This window comes from Streptomyces botrytidirepellens (assembly GCF_003721215.1).
GTDB lineage: Bacteria > Actinomycetota > Actinomycetes > Streptomycetales > Streptomycetaceae > Streptomyces > Streptomyces himastatinicus.
Genome location: NZ_RIBZ01000270.1, coordinates 1 through 22,671, shown reverse-complemented (window position 1 = coordinate 22,671; position 22,671 = coordinate 1). Strand labels below are relative to the sequence as shown.

Sequence of the window (22,671 nt, the reverse complement as noted above, 5' to 3'; positions counted from 1 at the left end):
CATGGATCGTCTCGCGGGAAAGCACGCGCTGATCACAGGAGGGACGAGCGGCATCGGCCTGGAAACGGCCCGCGAGTTCCTCGCCGAGGGGGCGACTGTCGCCATCACCGGCCGCTCTCAGGAAAAGCTGGACGAGGCAGCACGGCAATTGGACGGCCCGCTGCTGACCATCGCCAGTGACGCCGGCGACGTACCCGGCCAGGCGGCGCTCGCGGCGCGGCTCCGGGCGGAATGGCCGAAGCTCGACATCCTGATGAGCAACGCCGCCGACGTCACCCACCTCCCCATCGAGGCATGGACCGAGGAGGCGTTCGACAGGCTCCTCGCGACAAATCTGAAGTCGCCGTTCTTCCTGATCAGGGACCTGCTACCGCTCTTCTCGCAGCAGTCCTCGGTCATCCTCGTCGGCTCGGTCTCCGCCTACATCGGACACGAGAACGCGACGGTCTACGGTGCGGCCAAGGCGGGCCTGCTCTCCTACACCCGCGGGCTGACCCATGAGCTGAAGGACCGGGGCGTTCGCGTCAACGGACTGAGCCCGGGCCCGACGATCACCAACGCGTTCGCGCCGCTGGGCCCCGAGCGCCAGGCCGCCCTCTACGAAGAACTCCGGCAGACCGTGCCTCTCCATCGCCTGGGAACCGCCACCGAGCTGGCGAAGGCAGCGGTCTATCTCGCCTCGGACGAATCCACTTACACCGCGGGGACTGTGCTGCGCGTTGACGGGGGCATCGGGCAGCTCGCGTACTAGTACTGCACGGGCGGGGCACCCGGATCGCCTCCTTCACGGTGGTGAACTGCGTGCAGCCGTTGGTGTTCCCGCTCGTGACGGTGAAGGTGAGCGGGCGGCCATAGACATCGCAGGCCAGGTGGATTCTGCTGGTCAGCCCACCTCGAGAACGGCCGAGACCGGGACTGTGCAGCCCCCTCTTCGGGCCCCCGCCACATGCAAGGCCCGGCCGCCAAAGGGACCGCCGTACGAGTCGTGCCAGGGCAACGCGGGCGGCGTCGCAGCGGCCGACCGGGGCCACGAGTACAGATATACCTCTTGACCAGGAGCGACGATTATTCGAGCCCCACAGGGGCATATGGGCGTCGCGGAAGTGGCGTGCGTGAGTCCGGGCCGGTGATCCGAACGAGGCCGCGCGGGTGGTTGGGAAGTGGCGACCGCAGTACGTGACGGCCGGATCACCCGCTTTTGTTGTCGTCGGCGCCCGGTGGGCGGGCTGAGGTCGGTGGCTGGGGGTGCTGGTTCGTCTCCTGCCCTGGGGTGGCAGCCCAGGCGTTGAGCAGGGACAGGTTGTCGTGCGAGGGGGTGCCGGCCACCGCGGTGTAGGCGACCAGGAGCAAGCCTTGCTCGGCGGGAAGGTGCATGACCTCGAAGGCCAGCTCGAGGCTGCCGACGACGGGGGGCTTGAAACCTTTGACACCGCGGGGGTGGACCCGGACGTCGCACCGTGCCCAGAAGACCCGGAACTCCTCGCTGCAGGTCGACAGCTCCCCGACGAGCTGGGTGAGTGCGCGATCGTGCGGATCGCGCCCGGCCGCTGCCTGCAGGTGACCGACCATGTCACCAGCGACCTTCGGCCAGTCCACCCAGAAGTCGCGGGCCCGGGGGTCGAGGAAGGTGAAACGGGCGAAGTTCGCCGGACGCCGCGGATCCTCGAGCACCGGTGCGTAGAGCGTCCTGCCGAGGTGATTCATGGCCACTACGTCCAGCAATGGGGCCGCGCACCAGCGCGGGCACGCCGACCAGCGCGTCGAGCACCGCCTGCACCCCGGGAGCCACTGAAGAAGCGCCCGCCCGACGCGTCCGAGGCCGGGCAGCGGGTTGGTCGGCACGAGCCAGGTCGAAGAGATGCTCCCGCTCGACGTCATCGAGTTGCAGCGCACGTGCGATGGCGTTCAGCACGCTGTCCGAGGCCACGGCGAGCTTGCCTCGCTCGAGCCGGTTGTAATAGTCCACACTCAGCCCGGCGAGGGTCGCCACCTCTTCGCGCCGCAGCCCCGGAACCCGCCGACCACGCATCGGCACCGACAGCCCCGCCTGCTGCGGCGTAATGCGTGCCCGCCGCGAGGACAGGAACTCCCGGATCTGACGTCGCTGGTCCATACATTCGATGCTAGGTCGGCTGCCTGGAACGAGGGAGGACCTGCCAGTACCTGGTTCAGCAGGGCCTCGACCCCGGCATCGAGGTCTGGCCTGCTTGATGGCGTGACGACCAGAACGCCTTCGTGCAGTCGCCCGCAGCGACAGTTCGACTCGCTCTTCCCCGTGGCTGAGCCGGACGCTGCTGCTGTTCGCGGTGACCACCGCTGGTGGGTGCGGCCGTGCGGAACCTTTACGGGGCGCGGCTCCTTCTCAAGGACCGTTCCGGCCGCGGCCTGATAGCTCTTCGGAGGTCTCCGAGCGGAGGTCTCCACTTGGAGATAGCGCGGGAACGGATTTGCAGTGACGATCGGCCGCAGGACTGTATTACGGGCTTGTTAACCCTGGTGGCCCGACGGAAGGCCTCATAGCATGTCTTTTATGGCACTGAAGCGGCCAAGGCCGCCGCAGGTGAACCTGCTCTCCGAACTCACCGATGGTTACAGCCAGATCCTGGCCCTCTTCGACGGTTCCACCGCAATGCGCCGGATCGTGGACGACGTCCCGGCCTCGAGCGGTGTCGATGTGGCATGGGTCGGCGAACCGGACGGCGGCGATCAGATCGTGCTGCGACACATGGTGAACACGCGCACACCCGCAATCAACGGACTCACCGTGCCCAGAGGCCGCGGGCTCGGCGGGCAGGTGATCGAGCACCGCCGTCTGCTTTCTGTGAGCGACTACCAGTGCGCTGAGAACATCACGCACCACTTCAGGTCTCAGGTGGAGAGTGAGGGCCTGCGCGCGGTCATAGCCGTTCCCATGATCTATGAGGACCAGCTGCTGGGTGTGCTGTACGGAGCCAACCGGTTCACGTCGTCGTTCGGTGACCGGGCGACACAGGCGCTGGAGCAGGCCGCCGGCCGTGCCGCCGCCGCCGCGGTCGTCGCCGAGCGGGCCAAGCACGCTGCCGAGGTCGCCGTCCATGAGGATCGGCGCCGCGTCGCCGTCGACCTGCACGACACCGTCGGTGCCATGCTGTTCACCATTGGCGCGGGGATCCGCGCGCTGATCGACGACCTGCCTTCCGGGGATGCCGTTCAGTCCCGGCTGGGCGACATCGAGCAGCAGGCTGGGGAAGCGGCGGCCGCCTTGCGTGGGTCACTGCACGCGCTGAGCGCCCCGCGTGAGCAGGTCAGTCTCGGCGTGGCCCTGCGTGGCGACTGCCGCGCCTTCGAGGAGCGCACGGGCATCGCCGCCCGCCTCATCACCGTCACCGAGTTGCCGGCCATGTCCTCGGCATGCATCGGGGCGCTCTCCGGCACGGCCCGGGAAGCGCTGCTGAACGTGGAGAAACACGCCAAGGCCCGCTCCGTCGTGCTCAGCGTGTTCGCCGTCTCAGGCGGGGTGACGGTGAGGATCAGCGACGACGGTGTGGGCCTGCCGACCGCGGGGAGGGGCCCGGAGGGACTCGGTATGTCGACCATGTCCGAGCGCCTGGCCCGGGTCGGTGGGCAGCTGGACATCGGTGGCAACGAAGACGGCGGCGTCACCGTCCAAGCGTGGGTCCCCGCATGATCACGTCAGTGATCCGGGTGCTGGTCGTGGACGACCACCCCATCGTCCTCGACGGCGTCACCATGGCGCTCAGCAACACTCCGTGGATCACCGTCTCCGGCTACGCCCGCTCTGGGCGCGAGGCCATCACGGCCGCCGGACGTCTCCAGCCCGATGTCGTCCTGCTCGACCTGCGGCTGCCGGACATGCTCGGCCCTGAAGTGATCCGGGCACTGCGCGCGCACTCCCCCGGCGTCAAGGTAGTGATCTTCACCGCGTATCCCGAGCACGCGGCTCTGGACGCGGCACTCGACGCCGGAGCCCACGCCTTCGTCGTCAAAGACACCGAGCGTTCCGATCTGGTGGAGATCATCCGCCGGGTGAACGCCGGCGAACGCGTGGACTCCACCGATCTCGCGCCCGACTTCAATGTGCTGCTGGCAAGGAAGCTCAAAGAATGCGGTCTCACCCGCCGCGAGTACGAGATCCTGCGCAGGGTCGCGATGGGCGAAACCAATCCGGAGATCGCCGAGGCTCTCGGCCTTGCCCGCAACACCGTCAAGACCTACCTCCAGCGAACCCTGGAGAAGCTGGGCGCCCGCAACCGCGTCGAAGCTCTGGCCCGGGCAAGCGAATACGGAATCCTCTAGCGGCGCTGTGACCTCACCGACCCGACGAGGTCGGTAGACGATCCGCAGCCAACCGCCGAGGTAGAGACCCGCAACGGCCGAGTTGGCCTCGATCTTCGCCAATCTCCCCATTCGACTCGCCTTCAATTCGACGTGTTTCAAGGAGCTTTCATGGTTACGCCTCATCTCAGTTATGCCTCGGGCGTCTCTGAGACGCCGTTGCTGGACGAGACCATCGGCAGCCAATTCGACCGTACCGTGGCTGCTTTCGGCGAACGGGACGCTCTCGTTGACGTCCCGACGGAGCGGCGATGGACCTACCGAGAGCTTGCCGAGGGGGTGGCCGCGGTTGCGCTCGGACTGCTGGAGTCGGGCGTGACCAAGGGTGATCGGGTGGGTATCTGGTCGCCGAACTGCGCGGAGTGGACCCTTGTTCAGTACGCGACCGCGAAAATCGGCGCCATCCTGGTCAACGTCAACCCCAGCTACCGGACTCACGAGCTGGAGTACGTCCTCAACCAGGCAGGCGTCCGCACGGTGGTGGCCATGCCGACCTTCAAGACCTCCGACTACGCGGCGATGCTCGCCCAAGCCCTTCCGAACTGTCCGACGGTGAAGGATGTTCTGCTCATCGGCCAGGATTCGTGGAGCGAGCTCATCGAGACCGGCTTCTCCAGCGACCGTGCGCGTCTGGCCGACATCGGTGCGGGCCTGAGCCCCGACGACCCGATCAATATTCAGTACACGTCGGGGACGACCGGCTTCCCCAAGGGGGCGACTCTGTCGCACCACAACATCCTGAACAACGGGTTCTTCGTCGGCGAGTTGTGCCACTACACCGAGGAGGACCGGGTCTGTATCCCAGTACCCTTCTACCACTGCTTCGGCATGGTGATGGGCAATCTCGCGTGTACCAGCCACGGCGGGACCATGGTGATCCCCGGGCCTTCGTTCGACCCCAAAGCCACCCTCGAGGCGGTGGCGGCGGAGCGGTGCACCTCGCTGTACGGAGTGCCGACAATGTTCATCGCCGAGCTGGCCGATCCGGACTTCGACTCCTACGACCTGTCCAGTCTGCGGACCGGCATCATGGCGGGTTCGCCCTGTCCGATCAACGTAATGAAGCAGGTCATCGAGCGGATGGGAATGGAGGAGGTCTCCATTTGCTACGGGATGACCGAGACCTCGCCCGTTTCGACCCAGACCCGGGCGGACGACTCGCTGGACCGTCGTGTCTCCACGGTGGGCCGGGTGGGACCGCACCTGGAGGTCAAGGTGGTGGACCCGGTGACCGGCCTGACGGTGCCCCGGGGCGAGGCCGGCGAGCTGTGCACCCGCGGGTACTCGGTCATGCTGGGCTATTGGAACCAGCCGGAGAAGACCACCGAGGCCATCGACGCCGAGCGCTGGATGCACACAGGGGATCTGGCGGTCATGGACGACGAGGGCTATGTCAGCATCACCGGCCGGATCAAGGACATGGTCATCCGCGGCGGCGAGAACATCTACCCCCGCGAGATCGAGGAGTTCCTCTACACCCATCCCGACATCCTCGACGCACAGGTCGTCGGCGTGCCCGACGCGAAGTACGGCGAAGAGCTGATGGCCTGGCTGCGAATGAAGGACGGTGCTGAGCCGCTCACCACCGAGGCCGTCCATGAGTTCTGCCGAGGCAAGCTCGCCCACTACAAGATCCCGCGCTACGTACGCACCATCGACGAATTCCCCATGACCGTCACCGGAAAGATCCGCAAGGTGGAACTGCGCGAGATTGCCGTCCAACAGTTCGGTCTCGGCGACGCCGCCCCCACTCCCCACGGCTGACGTGCTCGCCGGGATCACGGCCCAGACCTCCGCGCGCCGTGGATGAGGTCCATCGCCCCCGCCCATCCACCCGTACTTTCTCGACCCGCTGCTCGGCGTCGGAGTAGTACTCGTGGTTGCCGGTGACGAAGAACGTCCCGTGACGGGCCCGCAGCCCGGCGAGCGGTTCAGCGGCCGGGCTGAGGTCCTTCACGCTGCCGTCGACCAGGTCACCTACGACGGGGATGAGGCCGGGCTGAGTGGCGTTGATCGTGTCGACGACACGCTGGGCGAAACCACGACCTAGTTGGGGGGTGACTCGTCGGCGAGCTGGTTGCTGCGGTCGATCTCCGGCATGTGCGTCTCGGCCCAGACCCGCAGGGCGGAGAGCGGTCTTTCGAGGGACAGGCCGAGCTCGGTGAGCCGGTAGTGGACGGCGGGCGGCACGGTGGGTTCCACGCGGCGCGCGACCAGGCCATCGCGGACCAGGCTCTGCAGGGTGACGGAGAGCATCTTCTGTGAGATGCCCGGGATACGGCGCCGCAGTTCCGCGAAACGGAGCTCGCCGGGAGCCTCCTCGGCCAGCACCTTGACCGCCATCGACGTCCACTTGGTGCCGATACGGTCGAGCAACTGGCGGGTCGGGCAGCGCGGATCCAGCAGGTCACCGCGCTCACCGGGCCGCTGGTCACGTCCGCCGGGCTTCGACGTGGTCACCCGGGGCTCACCACCTGAAGGGAAAGTGCCGTCTTGGGCGGACCAGCATAGTTCCCTAGCGTGACCTAGTCACCATCACTCACCACCCCTGGAGCCCCTCCATGCCTGAGCTGCGACGCGTCCCCGCCAACGGTGTCGAACTGAACGTCGCCCTCGCCGGATCGGGCCCGGCCGTCCTGCTGCTGCACGGCTTCCCGCATACCTGGGAGCTGTGGACGGACGTGATGGCCGGTCTGTCCGGCCGCTACCGCGTCATCGCGCCGGACCTGCGCGGGTTCGGCGCGAGCAGCCGGGCCGCCTCCGGGTACGACGCGGACACCCTGGCCGAGGACGCCGCGGCGCTTCTCACCACGCTCGGCGTGTCCTCGGTCGCGGTGGTGGGCATCGACGCGGGCACCGCGCCGGCCTTCCTCCTCGCCCTGCGCCGCCCCGGTCTCGTCCGGCGCCTGGTCGTCATGGAGTCCCTTCTGGGCAGGCTACCCGGCGCCGAGGACTTCCTCGCCGACGGGCCGCCGTGGTGGTTCGGCTTCCATTCCGCCGCGCCCGGCCTTGCCGAGACGGTGCTGGATGGCCACGAGGCCGCCTACGTCGACTGGTTTCTGAGCGCCGGCACGCTCGGCGACGGGGTGCGCCCCGCCCTCCGGGACGCCTTCGTCCGCGCATACACCGGCCGCCAGGCGTTGAGCTGCGCGTTCTCGTACTACCGGGCCCTGCCCGAGAGCGCGGTACAGATCGAGCAGGCGGTCGCCACTGCCCGCCTGACGGTGCCAACGATGGCGCTGGGCGCCCGGCCTGTCGGTGCTGCGCTGGAACGCCAACTCCGCCCGGTCACCGACGATCTCACCGGACATGTCATCGAAGACTGCGGCCACATCATCCCGCTACACCGGCCGCGCGCTCTGCTCACGCTGTTGTATCCGTTCCTGGCCGGTGAGGACGCGAAAGCAGCGTGACCGGGCCGGGGGCTGACATTCGATACACGACCTAGGACCGAGCCGAGGTGGATGTCGCTGACCACGGCGATCCGGAAACCGTGTGCTCTGCGCGGGAGTTCGGCCAGCGGAACCGTGAGGTGCTTGACCTTGGGGCCGCGGAGCACGCCGTACCGTGCCGTGGCCGACGGTGCCGACGGCGATGGCCGCGGCGCTGCCGCCTATGACGCGGGAGACGAACAGGCGGCGTGAGGGGTTCGCCGTTCCAGGGCGCGGCGGGGATTCGGGTTCCGGTGTGGGCGGATGCTCCGCCATGGTGACGGTCGCCGCGGTTTCCGGGGTGGTGCCGGACACGCCGTGCGCGCCCGGCACCGGCCGGGGCCCGCCGGCGGCGAGTTCCGCTTACGGCGTTGCGTGGCCTTCGGCATCTGCGGCGCGGCCAGCGGTATCGGCCATGGTCAAGCCGCGGCAGGCCGGCCGTCAGGGGGCTGGTCGTACCAGGCGAACGCTGCGATCCGCCAGCTCTCAGAGGTGCGGACGAACTGGATGGTCTTTGCCCCGCCCCCTCGAACGGCTCACCATCCAAGCAGGTCGATCTGCCCAGCACGGACTACAGCGGCAGCCCCGCGTGGTCGAAGAGAAAACTGCCGCTGGTGGTCACCGGCGTACGCCGTAAGGAAAGCATTTTCTCGACCACCTGTTCCGGCGAGCCGATGGTCAACGGGTCTGGGTTATGAAGCCCTCCAGGGAGGTACCGTGCCCGTACACCGGTGCGACGTCGAAGTAGAACCGGAACTCGCGTACCGCGTCCGGGGAGTTACGCCACCATCACCTCCGGAGCGGCCTGCTCCGAGTGTGTATCAGCTGGGCAGTGAGCTGCTCTCCGGCCAGCTGGTGTGCTGTCGCTCGCGACCTGGGGGGCCGTCTCGGCAAGCTGGTGGGCGTTGCGGACCTTGTGGTTGCGCGGTCAGGTCTCCGGCCGCTCGACGCCGATACGGCGAAGGGCGGCCGGAGACTGGTATGACCCATCACCACCGCGTCCTCTCGAGGGCAAGCGGCCACGGTGGTGAGAGCGACGTCAGGCGGCGAAGGAGGCGAGCAGTTCGTTGTACTGCTTGGCGGCGGTGGTCAGGTCCTCGTCGGAGAGGCCGAAAGCCGTGCCGTACAGCTTGACCATCGGCTGGATGTCGAACTGGCACAGCCGCAGGGTCGCGTGCCAGTTGCTGAGGAGCGTCTCTAGGGTGGCCTGGTTCGCGCCTTCGGGGGTGTAGTGGTCGGCGGGGACGCCGGCGGTGACGGCGACGACGGCTTTCTTGCCGGCCAGCTGCGAGGCAGAGCCGTCCATGGTGAAGGCCCAGCCAAGGGTGAAGACCTTGTCCTGCCACTGCTTGAAAAGAGGGGTTGTGTTGTACCAGAACACCGGGTGCTGGAAGACGATCACGTCGTGCTCGGCGAGCAGCGCCTGCTCAGCGTCGGTGTCGATCTGGAAGTCGGGGTAGGTGGCGTAGAGGTCGTGCACGGTGACATGTGCCAGGTCGCGGACGGCGTCCACGAGCGCCGCGTTGGCCTTCGACTGGGACAGGTCGGGGTGGCCTACGACAAGGAGAACCTTGGACATGATGAGGAACCTTTTCAGTGATCAGTGAAATGGGTTAATAGATGCAGGCTGGTCGGGTATGACGGGTCAGGAGCTTCGCCGGGGCGTCAGTCCTTCGCGAAGTCCGGGAGCGCGGGCTGAGCCGGGCTCAGCGGCGCCGGCGGTCAGAGGTCGATGCTGGCCATGTTGGCCTCGTCGTGGCGCTCGCCCGCGGCCGGTGTGAGGTTGTTGAGGCGGTCGAGCTGTGCGGCGCTGAGTTCGATGCCGTCGGCGGCGGTGTTCTCCTCGACGCGCGAGACCCGGCGGGTGCCGGGGATGGGGGCGATGTCGTCGCCGCGGGTCAGCAGCCACGCCAGCGCGGTCTGTGCCGGGGTGGCTCCGATCTCGGCACCGATGGCCTGCACTTCGTCGACGATGCGCAGGTTGCGCTGGAAGTTCTCGCCGGTGAAGCGCGGGTTGGTCTTGCGCCAGTCGTCGTCGGCGAAGTCGTCGACGGTGCGGATCTGCCCGGTCAGCAGGCCGTGGCCGAGCGGCGAGTAGGGAACGAACCCGATGCCGAGCTCGCGCAGCAGCGGGAGGATCTCGGCCTCGACGTCGCGGGTCCACAGAGAGTATTCGGTCTGCAGCGCGGCCACCGGATGCACGGCGTGTGCCCGGCGGATCGTCTCGGGACCGGCCTCCGAGAGGCCGATGTGGCGCACCTTGCCCTCGGCGACCAGCTCGGCCAGCGCGCCGACGGTCTCCTCGATGGGCGTGTTCGGGTCGACGCGGTGCTGGTAGTACAGGTCGATGTGGTCGGTGCCGAGCCGCATGAGCGAGCCCTCGACCGCGGCCTTCACATTGTCGGCGCTGCTGTCGATCACGCCGGGGCCGCCGCCGGCGTGGGAGACGAGACCGAACTTCGTCGCCACCACGACGTCGTCGCGCCGACCCTTGATGGCCTTGCCGACGAGTTCCTCGCTGTGGAAGGGGCCGTAGATCTCGGCGGTGTCGATGTGGGTGACCCCGAGGTCCAGGGCGCGGTGGATGGTGCGGTTCGACTCGGCGTCGTCGAGGCCCCCGCCCGTGGTGTAGACGCCGGCCATGGTCATGGCTCCCAGGCCAATGCGGGAGACATCAAGCCCACCCAGTGATACGTGCTTCATCAGGTACTCCTTGTCGTGACGGCTGTCAGGCCCGGTCGGTGGTCGTGATCAGTGCGGTACGCGCTCAGGCTCGGGGTGGCCGTAGGCCAGGCCGGTGTTGCCAGTGACAGGCGGCGGGGATCGGTTGGCTGAACAGGCTGTGCCGGGTCAGTACTCCTGGGCAGCCGGTTCCAGAACGAGGACCGGGATCTCGCGGTCCGTGTTCTTCTGGTACTCGGCGTATTCCGGGAAGGCCTCGACGGCTCGGGCCCACCACAGGGCCTTCTCGTTGCCGGTCGCCTCGCGTGCCAGCATGTCCTGGCGCACCGGGCCGTCCTGGAGCTGGGGGCTCCTCCCGCGGAGGCGATGGCGGCGTAGGAGCCGTCGTGCTCCACCCGAATGACCGGGGACTTGCGGATCTTGCCGCTCTTCGCGCCCAGGGTGGTCAGGATGACGACGGGCACGTCTCCCAGCTTCTCGTCTTCTTCACGTGTGACCAGGACACTCAGCGTCGTTCCCTGTGTACCGCCGGAGCTTTCGTACAGCTCCACGTGATCACGTACGAACTGCGCCTTGCTCGGCTCGTAGTCGCCTTTGAGTGGCATGTTGCCCCTCTCAGGCGTGGGTGTCGTCGTAAGCGAGGCTGTCGCCCAGTTCGCGTGAGGCTTCGGCCTGGGCGAGGAGTTCCTTCGCCTTGGCCTCGGCGGCCTCGATGGCGTCCGCCCCGGCGACGAAGCGCGGCAGGGGCTTGTCCTGGCCGGCGATGGTGAGCAGGGCGCGGGCGAGCTTGGCGGGGTCGCCGGGCTGCCTGCCGTTCATGCTCTTCATGCCCTCGATCCGCGGGGCGGTCCGCGGGGCGTAGTCGTCGATGGACAGCTCGGGCCAGGTGGTGGAGCCCTCCACGAGGAATTCGGTGCGGAAGTAGCCGGGCTCCACCACCGTGGTGTGGATGTTGTACGGCTCGACGTCGTAGCGCAGGGACTCCATCCAGCCCTCTTCCGCGAACTTGGAGGCGGCGTAGGCGGAGGTGAACTCCATGCCGACCAGGCCGGCGGTCGAGGTGATGGTGATGACGTGCCCGGCGCGCTGGCGGCGCATGATCGGCAGGACAGCGCGGGTGACGTTCATCGGGCCGAAGAGGTTGGTCTCGAACTGCCGGCGCATCTGCGCGGGCGAGATCTCCTCGAAGTAACCGGTGAACAGATTCCCGGCGTTGTTGATCAGGACGTCGATGCGGCCGAAGCGGTCGACGGCGGCCTGCGCGGCGGCCTCGGCGTCCTCCAGGCTGGTGACGTCCAGCTTGGTGACCAGCAGGTTGTCCTGCGGCCCGCCGAGGGTCTTTTCGACCTCCTCGGGGCGGCGGCCGGTGGCGACGACCTGGTGGCCCGCGGCGAGGGCCTCGCGGGCGATGTCCGTGCCCAGACCGCGTCCGGCACCGGTGACGAGAATGACCTTACTCATGAGGGATTTCCTTTCAGGCGCCGTATCCGGCACCCGGTGTGTGCGGTGGTGATGCGTCGTGCCCGTCCCGGCGGCCGGCCGGGCGGTGGACGGGGAGGATCGGGCGGGTCGGACGGCGTCAGGCTTCTTCGGTGGGCATGATCCACAGCTCGCCGATGGAGGCGTGACGGGGCCGGGTGACCATGCGGGCGACGCCGAGGCTGAGCGCTCCCAGAGCCGTGACTACGGCGGCCGGCTTGGTGTATCGACGCATGATCGTCCTTCTGACTCCGGTGATCACGGCGCCGACGGCACCGCGGAAGGGCTGGAGACCAGCGGCACAGGCGCCGCCGTGTCCGGGCCGTTCACACCGCCGTGGGCGGTGCACCACCAACAGAACCGGTTGTCACGGGAGCGTGGGAGTCCCTGATGAGGGGGTCACTCACAGGGACCCCCAACCCGACGGAAGCGCTCGTAGAGTGGAGCGTATGGTAGGCAGAAACGACACGAACGGCACCAAACGCGACATTCGTGATGATTTTCGCGCGGAGATCCGGGAATTCCTGGGCACGCGACGGGCCAAGGTCACCCCCGAGCAGGCCGGACTGCCCACGTACGGCGGAGACCGCCGACGGGTCACCGGGCTGCGCCGCGAGGAGGTCGCCCTGCTCGCGGGCATCTCCAGCGAGTACTACACCCGGCTGGAGCGCGGCAACGCCACCGGCGTCTCCGAGAGCGTCATCGAAGGCATCGCGCAAGCACTCCAACTCGACGAGGCCGAACGAATCCACCTGCTCGACCTCCTGCGCGGCGCCGGCACGACCCGTCCGCCACGCCGCCGACCCGCCCAGCAGCGCGTGCGGCCCGCGGTGCAGCGCGTCCTCGACTCGATGACCGGCACGCCCGCGTTCGTCCTCAGCGGACGCGGGGACATCCTGGCCGCCAACCACCTCGGCCGCGCCCTGTTCTCACCGGTCTACGCCGACCCGGCGCGTCCGCCCAACAACGCCAGGTTCGTCTTCCTCAGCCCGCACGCGACCGAGTTCTTCCGCCACTGGGACGAAGTCGCCAATGACACGGTCGCCATGCTGCGTGCCGAGGCCGGCCGCGATCTCTACGACCGGCGACTCTCGGACCTGATCGGGGAGCTGTCCACCCGCAGCGAGGAATTCCGTTGCCGCTGGGCGGCCCACAACGTCCGCATGCACACCACTGGGGTGAAGCTCCTCCACCACCCGGTCGTCGGCGACCTCGACCTGCCCTTCGAAACCTTCCCACTCGGCGACGGCCCCAGCCAGTTCCTCCTCACCTACACCGCCGAGCCCCACTCACCCTCACAGGACGCCCTCAACCTGCTGGCCAGTTGGGCCGCGACCAACGACGACATCGAGCGGTCCGCGCCGACCAACGACTCCCAGTCGGCCGACTCATCCGAGAAACCCGACTGACCGACGAGCCACGCGAGTCGATCCGCGAAGTCGTCAACGGCTCTGACGTAGCGGCACGGTCCGCCGTGTTCCGTGTCGACCTCGTTTTCGAGACCGTCACAGAAGACCGTAGCGAATGGTCGCCACCGGGCTGCATTCAACCCCGCGTCACCGGCCACTTATATCGAATCGTATTTCCCCAGGTCAGCGACATGGTGGAGTTCATACACTGAAGCGGAACTCTTGAAGGGTGTCTTTATCGTCGTACGGTGGTTGACCTGGGGCTTTGCGATCGCCTGCGTGTGGGCATGATCAATGATTGTGGGTCTGCGACTGCTCTACCTGATCTTCTGTCGACTACTGGGCTCCTTATCCTTGCTGGGCCGATCGACCGCCGCGAACCATGCTGAGATCCTCGTGCTTCGTCATGAGGTCGCTGTACTTCGCCAGCAGGTCGAGCGGCCGCGGTTTTCGTGGGCTGATCGTGCCGTGCTCTCCGCTCTTGCACGGCACCTTCCCTCCGTCTTACGTCGCCATCGGCTGGTCACCCCGGGCACGCTGCTGACCTGGCACCGACGTCTGGTGCGCTGGAAGTGGCGCCAGACGGCGGTCGGACCCGGTCGGCCACCGTTGCCAGAAGAGACGGTCGCGCTCATCCAGCGCTTGGCGCGAGAGAACCCGACCTGGGGGTACGTCAGGATTCAAGGTGAGCTGCGGCGGCTCGGACATCGGGTCGCCGCCGCCACGATCCGGCGCGTCATGCGCCGCTCCGGCCTACCGCCCGCACCGCAGCGCGCCTCCCAGCAGACTTGGCGCTCGTTCCTGCGCTCACAGGCCCACACGCTGCTCGCCTGCGATTTCATGCGCGTGGAGACCGTCTTCCTCAAGCGCCTCTATGTCTTCTTCGTCATGGAGATCGCCACCCGGCGCGTCCATGTCCTGGGCGTCACCGCCCACCCGACCGGCACATGGGCCACCCAACTCGCCCGCAACCTGCTCATGGACCTCGAGGACCGAGCCGGGCGCTTCCGGTTCCTCATTCGTGACCGGGACAGCAAGTTCACCGCCGCATTCGACGCCGTCTTCGCCGGCAACGGCACAGCCGTCATCCCGACTCCGCCACAAAGCCCACAGTCCAACGCGTTCGCCGAACGATGGATACGCACAGCCCGCACCGAGTGCACCGACCGACTCCTGATCACCGGCGAACGGCACCTGCGCACCGTCCTCACTCAGTACGCCGAGCACTACAACGCGGGACGGGCCCACCGCAGCCTCGGCCTACCGGCACCAGACGACGACCCGAATGTTATCCCCCTGCCCGCTGCCACGGTCAGGCGTCGCCAGGTACTTGGCGGACTGCTCAACGAGTACCGCACCATGTCACCCCGAGTGCCTCATCATCCACAGGAAACGCCCAGCTCAGCAGCCTGATCGGAATATTGGCACCCTTCACGGCTCCACGCCCTCCCGAACCCCGGCTGACCAGCACCTTCCCGTCCCTGCGAGCAGCACCACCCCCACCGGAGCCGTGGAACCCGGCGCACACCCGACGCGACAGCCGGGCGCTCAACTCCGAAAACCCCCACCAACACTCACCGCAAAGGATCCCTCACCAAGCTGACGAACCCTCATGAGCGATCGAGGTTAGAGGCCGAGATCGCGGCCGATGACTTCGCGCATGATTTCGTTGGAGCCCGCCCAGATCTTGGTGACGCGGGCATCTTTCCAAGCCCGGGCGACGCGGTATTCGTTGATGTAGCCGTAGCCTGTGCCGTTCAGAAATGCGTCGCTGCAGGTCGTAGGCGGTCTGGCGGGATCAGCAGGCGCGCCGGGCCATGTCCAGGTGATCGTGTCACTGGCGTATCAGGTCACGCGGAAGCTTGTTTCGGTCCCAGCAGTGTTGCTGCGTCGGCAGACGTCCAGAGACGCTGAGTTGCTCGTGCTCCGGCACGAGAACGCGGTGCTGCGCAGGCAACTTGCGAGTCCCGTGCGATACCAGTGGGCGGACCGGTTGTGGTTCGCGGCATTGTCCTCGCTGATACCCCGGCGTCGCTGGGCTCAGGTGTTCCCTGTGACACCAGGGACGTTGCTGGGTTGGCATCGGCGTCTCGTTGCACGCAGGTGGGACTACGGCGAGTGCCGGAGCAGGCCGGGCCGGCCGGCGACAGCGAAAGCCGTGAAGAAGTTGGTGCTGCGGCTGGCGCGGGAGAACCCGCGCTGGGGCTGCCGCAGGATCCAGGGGGAGCTCGCCCGGCTGGGCAACAGGATCGGCGCCTCCACCGTCTGGAAGATCTTGACCGCAGCCGGTGTCGACCCGGCTCCCCGCCGCGCCGGGCCGACATGGCGCGAGTTCCTGACATCCCAGACCGACGCCATCATCGCCTGCGACTTCCTGCACATCGATCTGGTGGATCTTCACCGGGTCTACGCGCTGGTCTTCCTCGAGCACGGCACACGCCGCCTCCACATCGCCGGCGTAACCGCGCATCCGACCGCACAGTGGACGGCCCAGCAGGCCCGAAACCTCGCCTTCGACGAGGGCATGCGTCTGGAGTCACTGCGCTTCTTGATCCGCGACCGGGACAGCAAACACACCGAATCCTTCGACGCCGTCTTCGAAGACGAGGGCATCGAAACCGTCAAGACCGCCCCGCAGTCCCCACGGATGAACGCACACTGTGAGAGGGCCATCGGGACACTGCGGCGCGAGGTCCTCGACCACCTGTTGCTCTGGAGCGAGCGCCACGCTCTCCGTGTTCTCAGCACCTACGCCGGACACTACAACGGACATCGACCGCATCAGGCCCGAGAGCAACTACCTCCCCTCGCCGACCACCACACCGCGCCGCTGACCGACCTGAAAACCCCACGACGGCTCTTCCAGACCCGTGTCCTTGGCGGCCTGATCAATGAGTACAGATACGCGGCATGACCAGCAGTGACGCGTTTATGAACGGCACACCGGCAGCTCCGGGGCCGGGGCGTCCAGGTCGACGACGGTGCGCTCGGGCAGGGGTCGGCGACGGCGGTACGGATGGCACCGCGGCACCCATGGCAAGGTCGCCCTCGCCAGGGAACCGGCAGACCGGCGAGAGCGCAGGATCGTTCCTGGCACACCGAGGCCGTGCCGCGGCCATGTCAGGCCGTTCGCCGGGAACACACCTGCCACAGCAGCCCGCTCGCCGGGAACACATCCGCCGCGTCAGGCCGCTCGGCGGGGGCGCGTGCGTCGCAGCAGGAGCGCGCCGATCGCGGCCCCTGCCACCGTGGCGGGACCGTGGATGTCCCCCGTGAGCGCCGTGACGGCTGTGACCGTGGCGAGTGCGGCCGTGGCGAGTACGGTCGCGAGGGTGCGGCGGGCAGGGGGCGAGAGACGCAACTGCAGCACATCGCTGCCCGCTTCGGACAGCAGATACACGGCAAGGGCGCCGATCATGCCGCAGTCCGCCACGGAGTTACCCGCGCCGTGCGGCTGAAGGGCATAGCCGAAGGCCTCGCCGGCGAGGCCGGAGCCGAGGTAGACGGTGAGCATGCCGAGGCCGCCGAAGAACTTCTCGACGTTCACGCCGAGGACGAAGATGCCGGGCACGGTGGCCCACGCCTGCCAGGGCGGGTCCTGCACGAGCAGCGGCGTGACCGCACGCCACCACTCGCCGGACGTCAGCAGATCGCGGTCGCGGCGCAACTGGTCGAGCAGCTGGGGGTCGCGGAACTGCCAGACGGTCACCGCCCCCGTGACGATCAGCACGGACAGGGTCGCCACCGGTGTGCGGCCACGCATCGAATCTCCTTTGCCGTCTCGTGCGGTAACTGAGCGGCTGCGGGGGGTTGTTGTGTTGCGCACGAGCACCATTAGACGTCATCCGACGGTCGGAAGCCGACCAAAGCACTCAACGGCAGGCCGGGGCGGCTGTGATGTTGCGCCTCGGTCAGGCCGGCGCGGGCGAGCATCGCGCGGTAGGCCGCGGTGGAGTGCATCTCGCCGCCTCGGTCCAGGACAGCATCAGCAGGCCCAGCAGGTGGGCGTGTTCCTGTTGCACCGCTGGCGCGTCCGGGGGATCGCCGTGGCCCCTTTTGGCGGCGATCCCCCATGTTCAGCGCCGCGCGTCGCCGGGAGCAAGAAGGCTGGTGAGCTCGGCGATCGCGTCCGGGGAGGGCTTGAAGTAGCGGCGGACGTTCTCCGGCTTCTTGTGCCTCGACTTCGCCATCAGCATCAGCAGCGACGCGCCTTGCTCGCTGAGGAGAGTCAGGGAGGAATGGCTTGTGTCCGCAGAGGCTGTGTGCAGATGGGTTCGTGTGTCATTGAGCTGGGTGGTGGAGGACGACGCGTTCGCGACGCTGACAACTGGCCGTGTTGCATTCCGATGGCCCGAATCTGAGGCAAGCCACTTCCTGGGTGACCGGATCGAGTGAACCGATGGGTGTGTGGCACGGGTCTCTGGGGCCATCGCTAGCTGTACTGACCGGGCACGTTGATTGAGAACAGGGGACCTGATCGGCAATCATGATGCGGGGGTTGAGTGACTGTCAGCCAGGTCCCTGGCGAGCTGACTGATGCGTGCGCGGGCCGTCTCAGGGGCGAGCACCTCGATGTGGTCGCCGAACTGAAGAAGCTGACGCACCGACTCGATGTCGGGGTAGCGCACGACGACGACGCACGAGCCTTTTTCCGCGTCGGAGACATGGTGGATGCGGGTGCCGAGGATGCGCCGCGCCAGGTCGAGACCCTTTTCCGGCAGGCGGATGGTCACGCTCACGCGATCTTGCTCCTCAGTGCGTTTCTTCAACACGGCCCATCTGGTGCGGAGGGTTTCGCCTGGTTGGAGCACGGCTGGTGCGTCTAGCTGTTCGAAGGCCGACAGTCGTTCCAGAGCGAGCAGCCGGCTGTCGCCCTGGTCATCGGCGACGAGATACCAGCGACCTGATTTCGCCACGATCCCGTACGGGTCGACCACCCGTGTCGAGGCCTGGCTCTCGGCGCTGCGCCGGTACAGGATTCGAAGGCGTCGCCGGTGTCGCAGGGTCGAGGCCAGATCCGATACTTCGACCGCTGCCTCGGGGGCAGCAAACCACGCGGTGCTGTCGACAAGCACAAGGTCAGCCAGCCGCAGCGGGCTCGGCGACTCAGGTGCTGCAGCCTGGCGGGCGGCGATCTTGCGCTCGGCCGACTCCCACACCGCAGTTAGGCCCATTCGCTCACGTAGTGCGCTGTCCAAGCCGGCCACGGATAGGGCCTCCAGTTCTGGTGGTTCCAGATGGGATGCGCTGAGCCGTGCACTGGGGAGCAGGACGATCCCGCCGTTCCGCCCACGTTCGGCATAGACGGGCACGCCCGCTGTCGATAGCGCCTCGACGTCCCGCAGCACAGTCCGCCGGGACACCTCAAGACGCGCGGCGAGCTCCGTGGTAGTGAGCCGCTGACGGGTCTGCAGGAGCAGCAGGAGATGCAGGAGTCTTGAAGCCTTCATGCTTACCCATGTTCTCAGAAAAGGTGACAGGTTCCGTCGCGATTGGGTGATCCACTGGGTGCTGGACCGAGAAATCAACGAGTTGAGGAGCACTCCATGCCCGCACCGAACCTGTTCCTGATCGGCGTCCGCGACGCCGAGGCCGCCACCGCCTTCTACAGCGACCTGTTCGAGATCGAACCGACCTTCACCAGTCCCCACTACGTAGCCTTCGAAGCTGCCCCCGGTGTCCTGTTCGCACTGTGGACGGGCTACAGCGAGCACGCGGTCCCGAGCCTCCCTCGTACGACAGAGATCGGACTCATGGTGCCGGGGCCATCGCAGGCGATTGACGAGATCTTCACGAGGTGGGCCTCGAAGGGGGTCCACGTTGTGCAGGAGCCGCATGATGCTGTCTTCGGCCGCACGTTCGTGATTACGGACCCTGACGGCAACCTCATCCGAGTCTCCCCGGTCGACTGACCTGCACTATCCCTCCCCGCATATCTCCAAGCTGAAGGGCCGGCCACACACCATGGCCGGCCTTTCAGCCTGTCTAGGAGCTCAGAAATGTCGCATTCGAACGCGGCCCTCACCCCGCGCCACCGGCTGAAAGTCGCTCGACTCGTCGCTGACGACGGCTGGCCAATCAGCGAAGTCGCGGCCCGCTTCCAGGTGTCCTGGCCGACCGTGAAGCGCTGGGTCGATCGCTACCTCGCAGGCGAGTCCATGCAGGACCGATCCCCACGACCGCGGAGCTCTCCGGCCAAGACACCCAAGACCGTGACGAAGAGGTGCGTCAGCCTGCGACTACGTCTGCGGGAAGGGCCGGTCCAGCTCGCTGCGAGACTCAATATCGCCCCGTCGACAGTGCATCGAATCCTGCGATCGGCCCGCCTGAACCGACTCGCCTACGTCGACCGTGAGACCGGTGAGCCCGTCCGCCGGTATGAGCACGACCATCCAGGATCACTGGTGCACGTGGACGTGAAGAAGCTCGGGAACATCCCCGACGGTGGCGGCTGGCGCTACGTCGGCCGCCACCAAGGCGAGAAGCACCGCGCCGCGACGCAGAGCAAGTCACGCAACGCCTACGGCGGCCCGAAGGTCGGATACGCATTCGTGCACACCGTCATCGACGACCACTCCCGCGTCGCCTACACCGAGGTCCACGACGACGAAACAGCCGTCACCGCCGTCGGCTTCCTGCACCGGGCTGTCGACTGGTTCGCTGACCGTGGCGTCACCATTGAGAGGGTGTGCCGTTCAGAAACGCGTCACTGCTGGTCATTGGCGCGTACCTGTACTCATTGATCAGGCCACCAAGGACACGGCTCTGGAACAGCCGTCGTGCGTTTTCAAGTCGGTCAGCGGCGCAGTGCGGTGGTCGGCGAGGGAGGTAGTTGCTCTCGGGCCTGATGCGGTCGATTTCCGTTAGTGTCCGGCGTAGGTGCTGAGAACACGGAGAGCGTGACGCTCGCTCCAGAGCGACAGATGGTCAAGGGCCTCGCGTCGCAGTGTCCCGATGACCCTCTCGCAGAGGGCGTTCACCCGCGGGGACTGCGGGGCGATCTTGACGGTTTCGATTCCCTCAGCTTCGAAGACGGCGTCGAAGGACTCGTGCGCCTGGCCAAGGAGAACAGCACATGGGGCCACCGCCGCATACAGGGCGGACTCGCACGCCTCAGCTACCCGATCGCCCCGTCCACAGTCTGGGAGATCCTGCACGCAGCCGGCATCGATCCCGCTCCGCAACGCCCCGGCCCGACCTGGCGTGAATCCGTCACCGCCCAGGCCCACGGCATCCTCGCCGACTTCCTCCACATCGACACCATCGCGCTCAAGCGCCTGTACGTCCTGATCTTCATCGAACACGACACCCGGCGCGTTCACCTCGCCGGCGTCACCGAACGCCCCACCCAGTGGACCGTCCAACAGGCCAGAAACCTCACTATGACACTCACGTGCCGGATGGACTCCCTGCACTTCCTCCTCCGCGACCGGGACAGCAAGTACACCAGCGCCTTCGACGCCGTCTTCCAGGCCGACGACGTGGGAACCCCGCTCAGCCCGCCTCGGGCACCAAAGGCGAACGCCATCTGCGAGCGAGCCGTGGGTACCCTACGCCGCGAAGTCCTCGACCGAATACTGATCTACAACGGGGCCCACGCCCAAGCAGTCCTGACCGAGTACATCCGGCACTGCACCAATCCCAACAGCAACTACCCCCGGACAGTACCGAACCGCCCGCACCGGCCAACGTCAGTCGGGCTCTTCCCCTTCGGGTATGACCTCGCCGTCGGCGATCGCGTAGAGGTGTTCGACGCGGGCCTTCTTGGCCGCGTAGTCGGGATCACGGGAGGTCTTCCAGGTCTTCAGGCGTTGAAAGGAGACGCCTTCCTCGCGGAGCAGGATGCGCAGGCCCTCGTGGCTGATGTCGTCGACCACCCCCTCCGCGACCAGGAAGTCCGCCAGCTTGGTCAGGCTCCAGGTGGACATCGCGGACCCGGTCGACGCTGGTGAACGACACTTCGGCGATCTTCGCCACCGGCATGCCCTGAGCGGACAGCAGGACCACCTGGGCCCGCCGCCAGGTCACCACCGACCCGGTGCCCCTGCGGATGATCCGCAGCAGCCGCCGCCCCTCGTCATCGTCGATCTGACGCACGCGTACTCGCTCGGTCACCAGGACAGGGTGCCTGTCACGCGCCGCCAGATCCCTCATTTCCTGCCCCTTGCCCGGCAGCGGTTGCCGCCGCTGCCACTGTCCATATCGCCATACCCCACAGGGAGAGCGCAGAAATAAGGCCCACCACGAGGCGCACGGTCTCGTCCGGGCCGTTCGTGAGCCAGACGGTCATGCCCGCCGCCCCGGAAGCGATCAACAGGGCCGCCGGTATTCGCAGTCGGGGCTGCTCGAACACCGCCGCCAACGGCAGGAAGTGGAGCCCAACGACAACCGCGATCAGCGGGGGAATGAGCACCGGCACCCCGACGTGACGGCAGACTGCGGCGATGGCGATGATGAGCAGCCACTGGAGCCCGTTGATCTGGTTGAACCGCCGACGTCGGTCAACGGGAAATGGTCTCCCTTCCGACGGGGGAAGGAATCCGCGCGCGGCGAGCATCAGCCCCACCATGACAGCACAGCCAACTGCGACCAGGACCTGCCGCATCAACCCGTCGAATGCGCTCGTGCCCAGCAGCCACCAGCCGAGCCCGAACAACGCGAGGAACCCCACCCCTGACCTGAACATGATCGAGACTCTACGCGGAAGAGCAGCCCTGAAGGTCCAAGGATCCTCAACTTAGCGCGGGCCTCGTGGCCGACGTCCTCATCCGCCGCCGGTTCTGCGGTCGTGCCCCTTCGAACCAAAGCCGCAGCCGAACAGGGCGAACGTTGTCTGATGCGGCACTAGTGTCCTGAGTCGTTGATTCAGGACACTAGATGAGGGCGACCATCTCTTCCGGCAACGGTGGCCGGCCGGGTCTGACCGGTGCTTGGCGCCATTTCCAGCGCACCAGACGGCGGTGCCAGGTCAGCAGTGTGCCTGGGGTGACCAGCCGATGGCGGCACAATGGGGGTGGCAGGTGCCGTGCGAGAGCGGAGAGCACGGCACGATCAGCCCATGAGAGCCGCGGGCGCTTCGATCTACCGGCGCAGCACAGCGACCTCATGGCGGAGAGCGAGGATCTCGGCGTTGTTCGCGGCGGCCGACCGGCCCAGCAAGAGGAGGCAGTCCAGCAGTCGGCAGGAGATCAGGTAGAGCACTCGCATACCCACGATCACCGATCATGCCCATATGTGGACGATCGCAGAGCCCTAGGCCGTTTCGTTCGGATCAGTCGGTCGTTGGTCCGGGTATGCCGTTAACCGATGCGCAGTGGGCGCGAATCGAGCCGTTG

General features: G+C 67.2%; 20 protein-coding genes and 9 pseudogenes. 11 read left to right on the top strand and 18 right to left on the bottom strand.

Annotation, left to right across the window (positions count from 1 at the left end):
- Position 1 precedes the first annotated feature (1 nt).
- On the top strand, positions 2–751 hold the full coding sequence (locus EEJ42_RS21375; RefSeq protein ID WP_123101885.1) for an SDR family oxidoreductase: 750 nt from the start codon (positions 2–4) through the stop codon (positions 749–751).
- A gap of 437 nt (positions 752–1,188) precedes the next feature.
- On the opposite strand, the gene EEJ42_RS54255 is transcribed toward EEJ42_RS21375, so the two are convergent.
- Together EEJ42_RS54255 and EEJ42_RS54250 are read right to left on the bottom strand one after the other, a co-directional pair.
- Positions 1,189–1,704: an MmyB family transcriptional regulator gene (locus tag EEJ42_RS54255; protein WP_342778305.1), complete on the bottom strand. Its 516-nt coding sequence runs from the start codon at positions 1,702–1,704 to the stop codon at positions 1,189–1,191.
- Between the two features lie 211 nt (positions 1,705–1,915).
- Positions 1,916–2,029 (bottom strand): annotated as a pseudogene (locus tag EEJ42_RS54250) (helix-turn-helix domain-containing protein); the annotation flags it as partial.
- A gap of 501 nt (positions 2,030–2,530) precedes the next feature.
- On the opposite strand from EEJ42_RS54250, the gene EEJ42_RS21360 reads away from it, so the two are divergent.
- The 3 genes from EEJ42_RS21360 to EEJ42_RS21350 all read left to right on the top strand — a co-directional run bounded on the left by EEJ42_RS21360 (position 2,531) and on the right by EEJ42_RS21350 (position 6,099).
- Entirely contained in the window at positions 2,531–3,667 is a 1,137-nt protein-coding gene (locus tag EEJ42_RS21360; RefSeq protein WP_184503192.1) for a GAF domain-containing sensor histidine kinase, read from the top strand.
- Positions 3,664–4,296, top strand: coding sequence for a response regulator (locus tag EEJ42_RS21355; RefSeq protein WP_123102081.1), 633 nt, complete (start codon positions 3,664–3,666; stop codon positions 4,294–4,296). Before EEJ42_RS21360 ends, EEJ42_RS21355 begins: the two co-directional genes overlap by 4 nt.
- Before the next feature lie 150 nt (positions 4,297–4,446).
- On the top strand, positions 4,447–6,099 hold the full coding sequence (locus EEJ42_RS21350; RefSeq protein ID WP_123101881.1) for an AMP-binding protein: 1,653 nt from the start codon (positions 4,447–4,449) through the stop codon (positions 6,097–6,099).
- Positions 6,100–6,169: 70 nt separating this feature from the next.
- On the opposite strand, the pseudogene EEJ42_RS53005 reads toward EEJ42_RS21350, so the two are convergent.
- Positions 6,170–6,457: pseudogene (locus EEJ42_RS53005) on the bottom strand (metallophosphoesterase); the annotation flags it as partial.
- Entirely contained in the window at positions 6,382–6,795 is a 414-nt protein-coding gene (locus EEJ42_RS21340; RefSeq protein WP_123101879.1) for a winged helix-turn-helix transcriptional regulator, read from the bottom strand. The gene EEJ42_RS21340 and the pseudogene EEJ42_RS53005, both read right to left, overlap by 76 nt.
- Positions 6,796–6,896: 101 nt before the next feature.
- Here EEJ42_RS21340 and EEJ42_RS21335 point away from each other — a divergent pair, with 101 nt between their 5' ends.
- Positions 6,897–7,748, top strand: coding sequence for an alpha/beta fold hydrolase (locus EEJ42_RS21335; protein ID WP_123101877.1), 852 nt, complete (start codon positions 6,897–6,899; stop codon positions 7,746–7,748).
- A gap of 26 nt (positions 7,749–7,774) precedes the next feature.
- On the opposite strand, the pseudogene EEJ42_RS53000 reads toward EEJ42_RS21335, so the two are convergent.
- The 7 genes and pseudogenes from EEJ42_RS53000 to EEJ42_RS53880 all read right to left on the bottom strand — a co-directional run.
- Positions 7,775–8,114, bottom strand: a pseudogene (locus tag EEJ42_RS53000) (metallophosphoesterase); the annotation flags it as partial.
- 226 nt (positions 8,115–8,340) lie between these two features.
- Positions 8,341–8,549 (bottom strand): annotated as a pseudogene (locus EEJ42_RS52995) (5,10-methylene tetrahydromethanopterin reductase); the annotation flags it as partial.
- A gap of 256 nt (positions 8,550–8,805) precedes the next feature.
- The gene (locus EEJ42_RS21320; protein WP_123101875.1) at positions 8,806–9,345 is read right to left on the bottom strand and encodes an NAD(P)H-dependent oxidoreductase; all 540 of its coding nucleotides are present in this window, start codon (positions 9,343–9,345) and stop codon (positions 8,806–8,808) included.
- Positions 9,346–9,488: 143 nt separating this feature from the next.
- On the bottom strand, positions 9,489–10,469 hold the full coding sequence (locus EEJ42_RS21315) for an aldo/keto reductase (RefSeq protein WP_123101873.1): 981 nt from the start codon (positions 10,467–10,469) through the stop codon (positions 9,489–9,491).
- 147 nt (positions 10,470–10,616) lie between these two features.
- A pseudogene (locus EEJ42_RS21310) lies at positions 10,617–11,053 on the bottom strand (nitroreductase family deazaflavin-dependent oxidoreductase).
- Between the two features lie 10 nt (positions 11,054–11,063).
- Positions 11,064–11,909, bottom strand: coding sequence for an SDR family oxidoreductase (locus EEJ42_RS21305; RefSeq protein ID WP_123101871.1), 846 nt, complete (start codon positions 11,907–11,909; stop codon positions 11,064–11,066).
- A 118-nt stretch (positions 11,910–12,027) separates the two neighbouring features.
- Positions 12,028–12,162, bottom strand: coding sequence for a hypothetical protein (locus tag EEJ42_RS53880; RefSeq protein ID WP_281291483.1), 135 nt, complete (start codon positions 12,160–12,162; stop codon positions 12,028–12,030).
- 214 nt (positions 12,163–12,376) lie between these two features.
- Here EEJ42_RS53880 and EEJ42_RS21300 point away from each other — a divergent pair, with 214 nt between their 5' ends.
- Together EEJ42_RS21300 and EEJ42_RS21295 are read left to right on the top strand one after the other, a co-directional pair.
- Entirely contained in the window at positions 12,377–13,336 is a 960-nt protein-coding gene (locus EEJ42_RS21300) for a helix-turn-helix domain-containing protein (RefSeq protein WP_123101869.1), read from the top strand.
- A 300-nt stretch (positions 13,337–13,636) separates the two neighbouring features.
- Positions 13,637–14,749: an integrase core domain-containing protein gene (locus EEJ42_RS21295; protein ID WP_123102079.1), complete on the top strand. Its 1,113-nt coding sequence runs from the start codon at positions 13,637–13,639 to the stop codon at positions 14,747–14,749.
- A 213-nt stretch (positions 14,750–14,962) separates the two neighbouring features.
- Here EEJ42_RS21295 and EEJ42_RS21290 read toward each other — a convergent pair whose 3' ends face one another.
- The gene (locus EEJ42_RS21290; protein WP_246097106.1) at positions 14,963–15,073 is read right to left on the bottom strand and encodes an acyl-CoA dehydrogenase family protein; all 111 of its coding nucleotides are present in this window, start codon (positions 15,071–15,073) and stop codon (positions 14,963–14,965) included.
- An 88-nt stretch (positions 15,074–15,161) separates the two neighbouring features.
- On the opposite strand from EEJ42_RS21290, the gene EEJ42_RS21285 reads away from it, so the two are divergent.
- Complete coding sequence (locus tag EEJ42_RS21285; protein WP_123101867.1) at positions 15,162–16,250, top strand: integrase core domain-containing protein; 1,089 nt, start codon at positions 15,162–15,164, stop codon at positions 16,248–16,250.
- Between the two features lie 270 nt (positions 16,251–16,520).
- On the opposite strand, the gene EEJ42_RS21280 is transcribed toward EEJ42_RS21285, so the two are convergent.
- From EEJ42_RS21280 to EEJ42_RS21270, 3 genes and pseudogenes are all read right to left on the bottom strand, one after another.
- Positions 16,521–17,099 carry a rhomboid family intramembrane serine protease gene (locus tag EEJ42_RS21280; RefSeq protein ID WP_246097100.1) on the bottom strand — a complete coding sequence of 193 codons (579 nt, stop codon included), beginning with the start codon at positions 17,097–17,099 and terminating at the stop codon, positions 16,521–16,523.
- Positions 17,100–17,412: 313 nt separating this feature from the next.
- A pseudogene (locus tag EEJ42_RS21275) lies at positions 17,413–17,577 on the bottom strand (site-specific integrase); the annotation flags it as partial.
- Between the two features lie 243 nt (positions 17,578–17,820).
- Positions 17,821–18,786: a helix-turn-helix transcriptional regulator gene (locus EEJ42_RS21270; RefSeq protein ID WP_123101865.1), complete on the bottom strand. Its 966-nt coding sequence runs from the start codon at positions 18,784–18,786 to the stop codon at positions 17,821–17,823.
- Positions 18,787–18,882: 96 nt separating this feature from the next.
- Between EEJ42_RS21270 and EEJ42_RS21265 the strand changes: the two genes are divergently transcribed.
- From EEJ42_RS21265 to EEJ42_RS21255, 3 genes and pseudogenes are all read left to right on the top strand, one after another.
- Positions 18,883–19,248 (top strand): VOC family protein, encoded by a 366-nt coding sequence (locus tag EEJ42_RS21265; RefSeq protein WP_046929261.1) that lies wholly within the window; start codon positions 18,883–18,885, stop codon positions 19,246–19,248.
- An 87-nt stretch (positions 19,249–19,335) separates the two neighbouring features.
- Positions 19,336–20,025: pseudogene (locus EEJ42_RS21260) on the top strand (helix-turn-helix domain-containing protein); the annotation flags it as partial.
- 234 nt (positions 20,026–20,259) lie between these two features.
- Positions 20,260–20,907 (top strand): annotated as a pseudogene (locus EEJ42_RS21255) (hypothetical protein); the annotation flags it as partial.
- Positions 20,908–21,030: 123 nt separating this feature from the next.
- Here the strand turns inward: EEJ42_RS21255 and EEJ42_RS54245 are convergent.
- The 3 genes and pseudogenes from EEJ42_RS54245 to EEJ42_RS53875 form a co-directional block, all read right to left on the bottom strand.
- A pseudogene (locus EEJ42_RS54245) lies at positions 21,031–21,451 on the bottom strand (IS630 family transposase); the annotation flags it as partial.
- Between the two features lie 16 nt (positions 21,452–21,467).
- On the bottom strand, positions 21,468–22,022 hold the full coding sequence (locus EEJ42_RS21245; protein WP_123101863.1) for a hypothetical protein: 555 nt from the start codon (positions 22,020–22,022) through the stop codon (positions 21,468–21,470).
- Between the two features lie 395 nt (positions 22,023–22,417).
- Positions 22,418–22,549 carry a hypothetical protein gene (locus EEJ42_RS53875; protein WP_281291482.1) on the bottom strand — a complete coding sequence of 44 codons (132 nt, stop codon included), beginning with the start codon at positions 22,547–22,549 and terminating at the stop codon, positions 22,418–22,420.
- Positions 22,550–22,671: the final 122 nt, after the last annotated feature.

Bases quoted from the DNA above. Each gene is read 5' to 3' on its own strand.
- EEJ42_RS21375 (WP_123101885.1), top strand. From the start codon at position 2: ATGGATCGTCTCGCGGGAAAGCACGCGCTGATCACAGGAGGGACGAGC.
- EEJ42_RS54255 (WP_342778305.1), bottom strand. From the start codon at position 1,704: ATGAATCACCTCGGCAGGACGCTCTACGCACCGGTGCTCGAGGATCCG.
- EEJ42_RS21360 (WP_184503192.1), top strand. From the start codon at position 2,531: ATGGCACTGAAGCGGCCAAGGCCGCCGCAGGTGAACCTGCTCTCCGAA.
- EEJ42_RS21355 (WP_123102081.1), top strand. From the start codon at position 3,664: ATGATCACGTCAGTGATCCGGGTGCTGGTCGTGGACGACCACCCCATC.
- EEJ42_RS21350 (WP_123101881.1), top strand. From the start codon at position 4,447: ATGGTTACGCCTCATCTCAGTTATGCCTCGGGCGTCTCTGAGACGCCG.
- EEJ42_RS21335 (WP_123101877.1), top strand. From the start codon at position 6,897: ATGCCTGAGCTGCGACGCGTCCCCGCCAACGGTGTCGAACTGAACGTC.
- EEJ42_RS21320 (WP_123101875.1), bottom strand. From the start codon at position 9,345: ATGTCCAAGGTTCTCCTTGTCGTAGGCCACCCCGACCTGTCCCAGTCG.
- EEJ42_RS21315 (WP_123101873.1), bottom strand. From the start codon at position 10,469: ATGAAGCACGTATCACTGGGTGGGCTTGATGTCTCCCGCATTGGCCTG.
- EEJ42_RS21305 (WP_123101871.1), bottom strand. From the start codon at position 11,909: ATGAGTAAGGTCATTCTCGTCACCGGTGCCGGACGCGGTCTGGGCACG.
- EEJ42_RS53880 (WP_281291483.1), bottom strand. From the start codon at position 12,162: ATGCGTCGATACACCAAGCCGGCCGCCGTAGTCACGGCTCTGGGAGCG.
- EEJ42_RS21300 (WP_123101869.1), top strand. From the start codon at position 12,377: ATGGTAGGCAGAAACGACACGAACGGCACCAAACGCGACATTCGTGAT.
- EEJ42_RS21280 (WP_246097100.1), bottom strand. From the start codon at position 17,099: ATGCGTGGCCGCACACCGGTGGCGACCCTGTCCGTGCTGATCGTCACG.
- EEJ42_RS21270 (WP_123101865.1), bottom strand. From the start codon at position 18,786: ATGAAGGCTTCAAGACTCCTGCATCTCCTGCTGCTCCTGCAGACCCGT.
- EEJ42_RS21265 (WP_046929261.1), top strand. From the start codon at position 18,883: ATGCCCGCACCGAACCTGTTCCTGATCGGCGTCCGCGACGCCGAGGCC.
- EEJ42_RS21245 (WP_123101863.1), bottom strand. From the start codon at position 22,022: ATGTTCAGGTCAGGGGTGGGGTTCCTCGCGTTGTTCGGGCTCGGCTGG.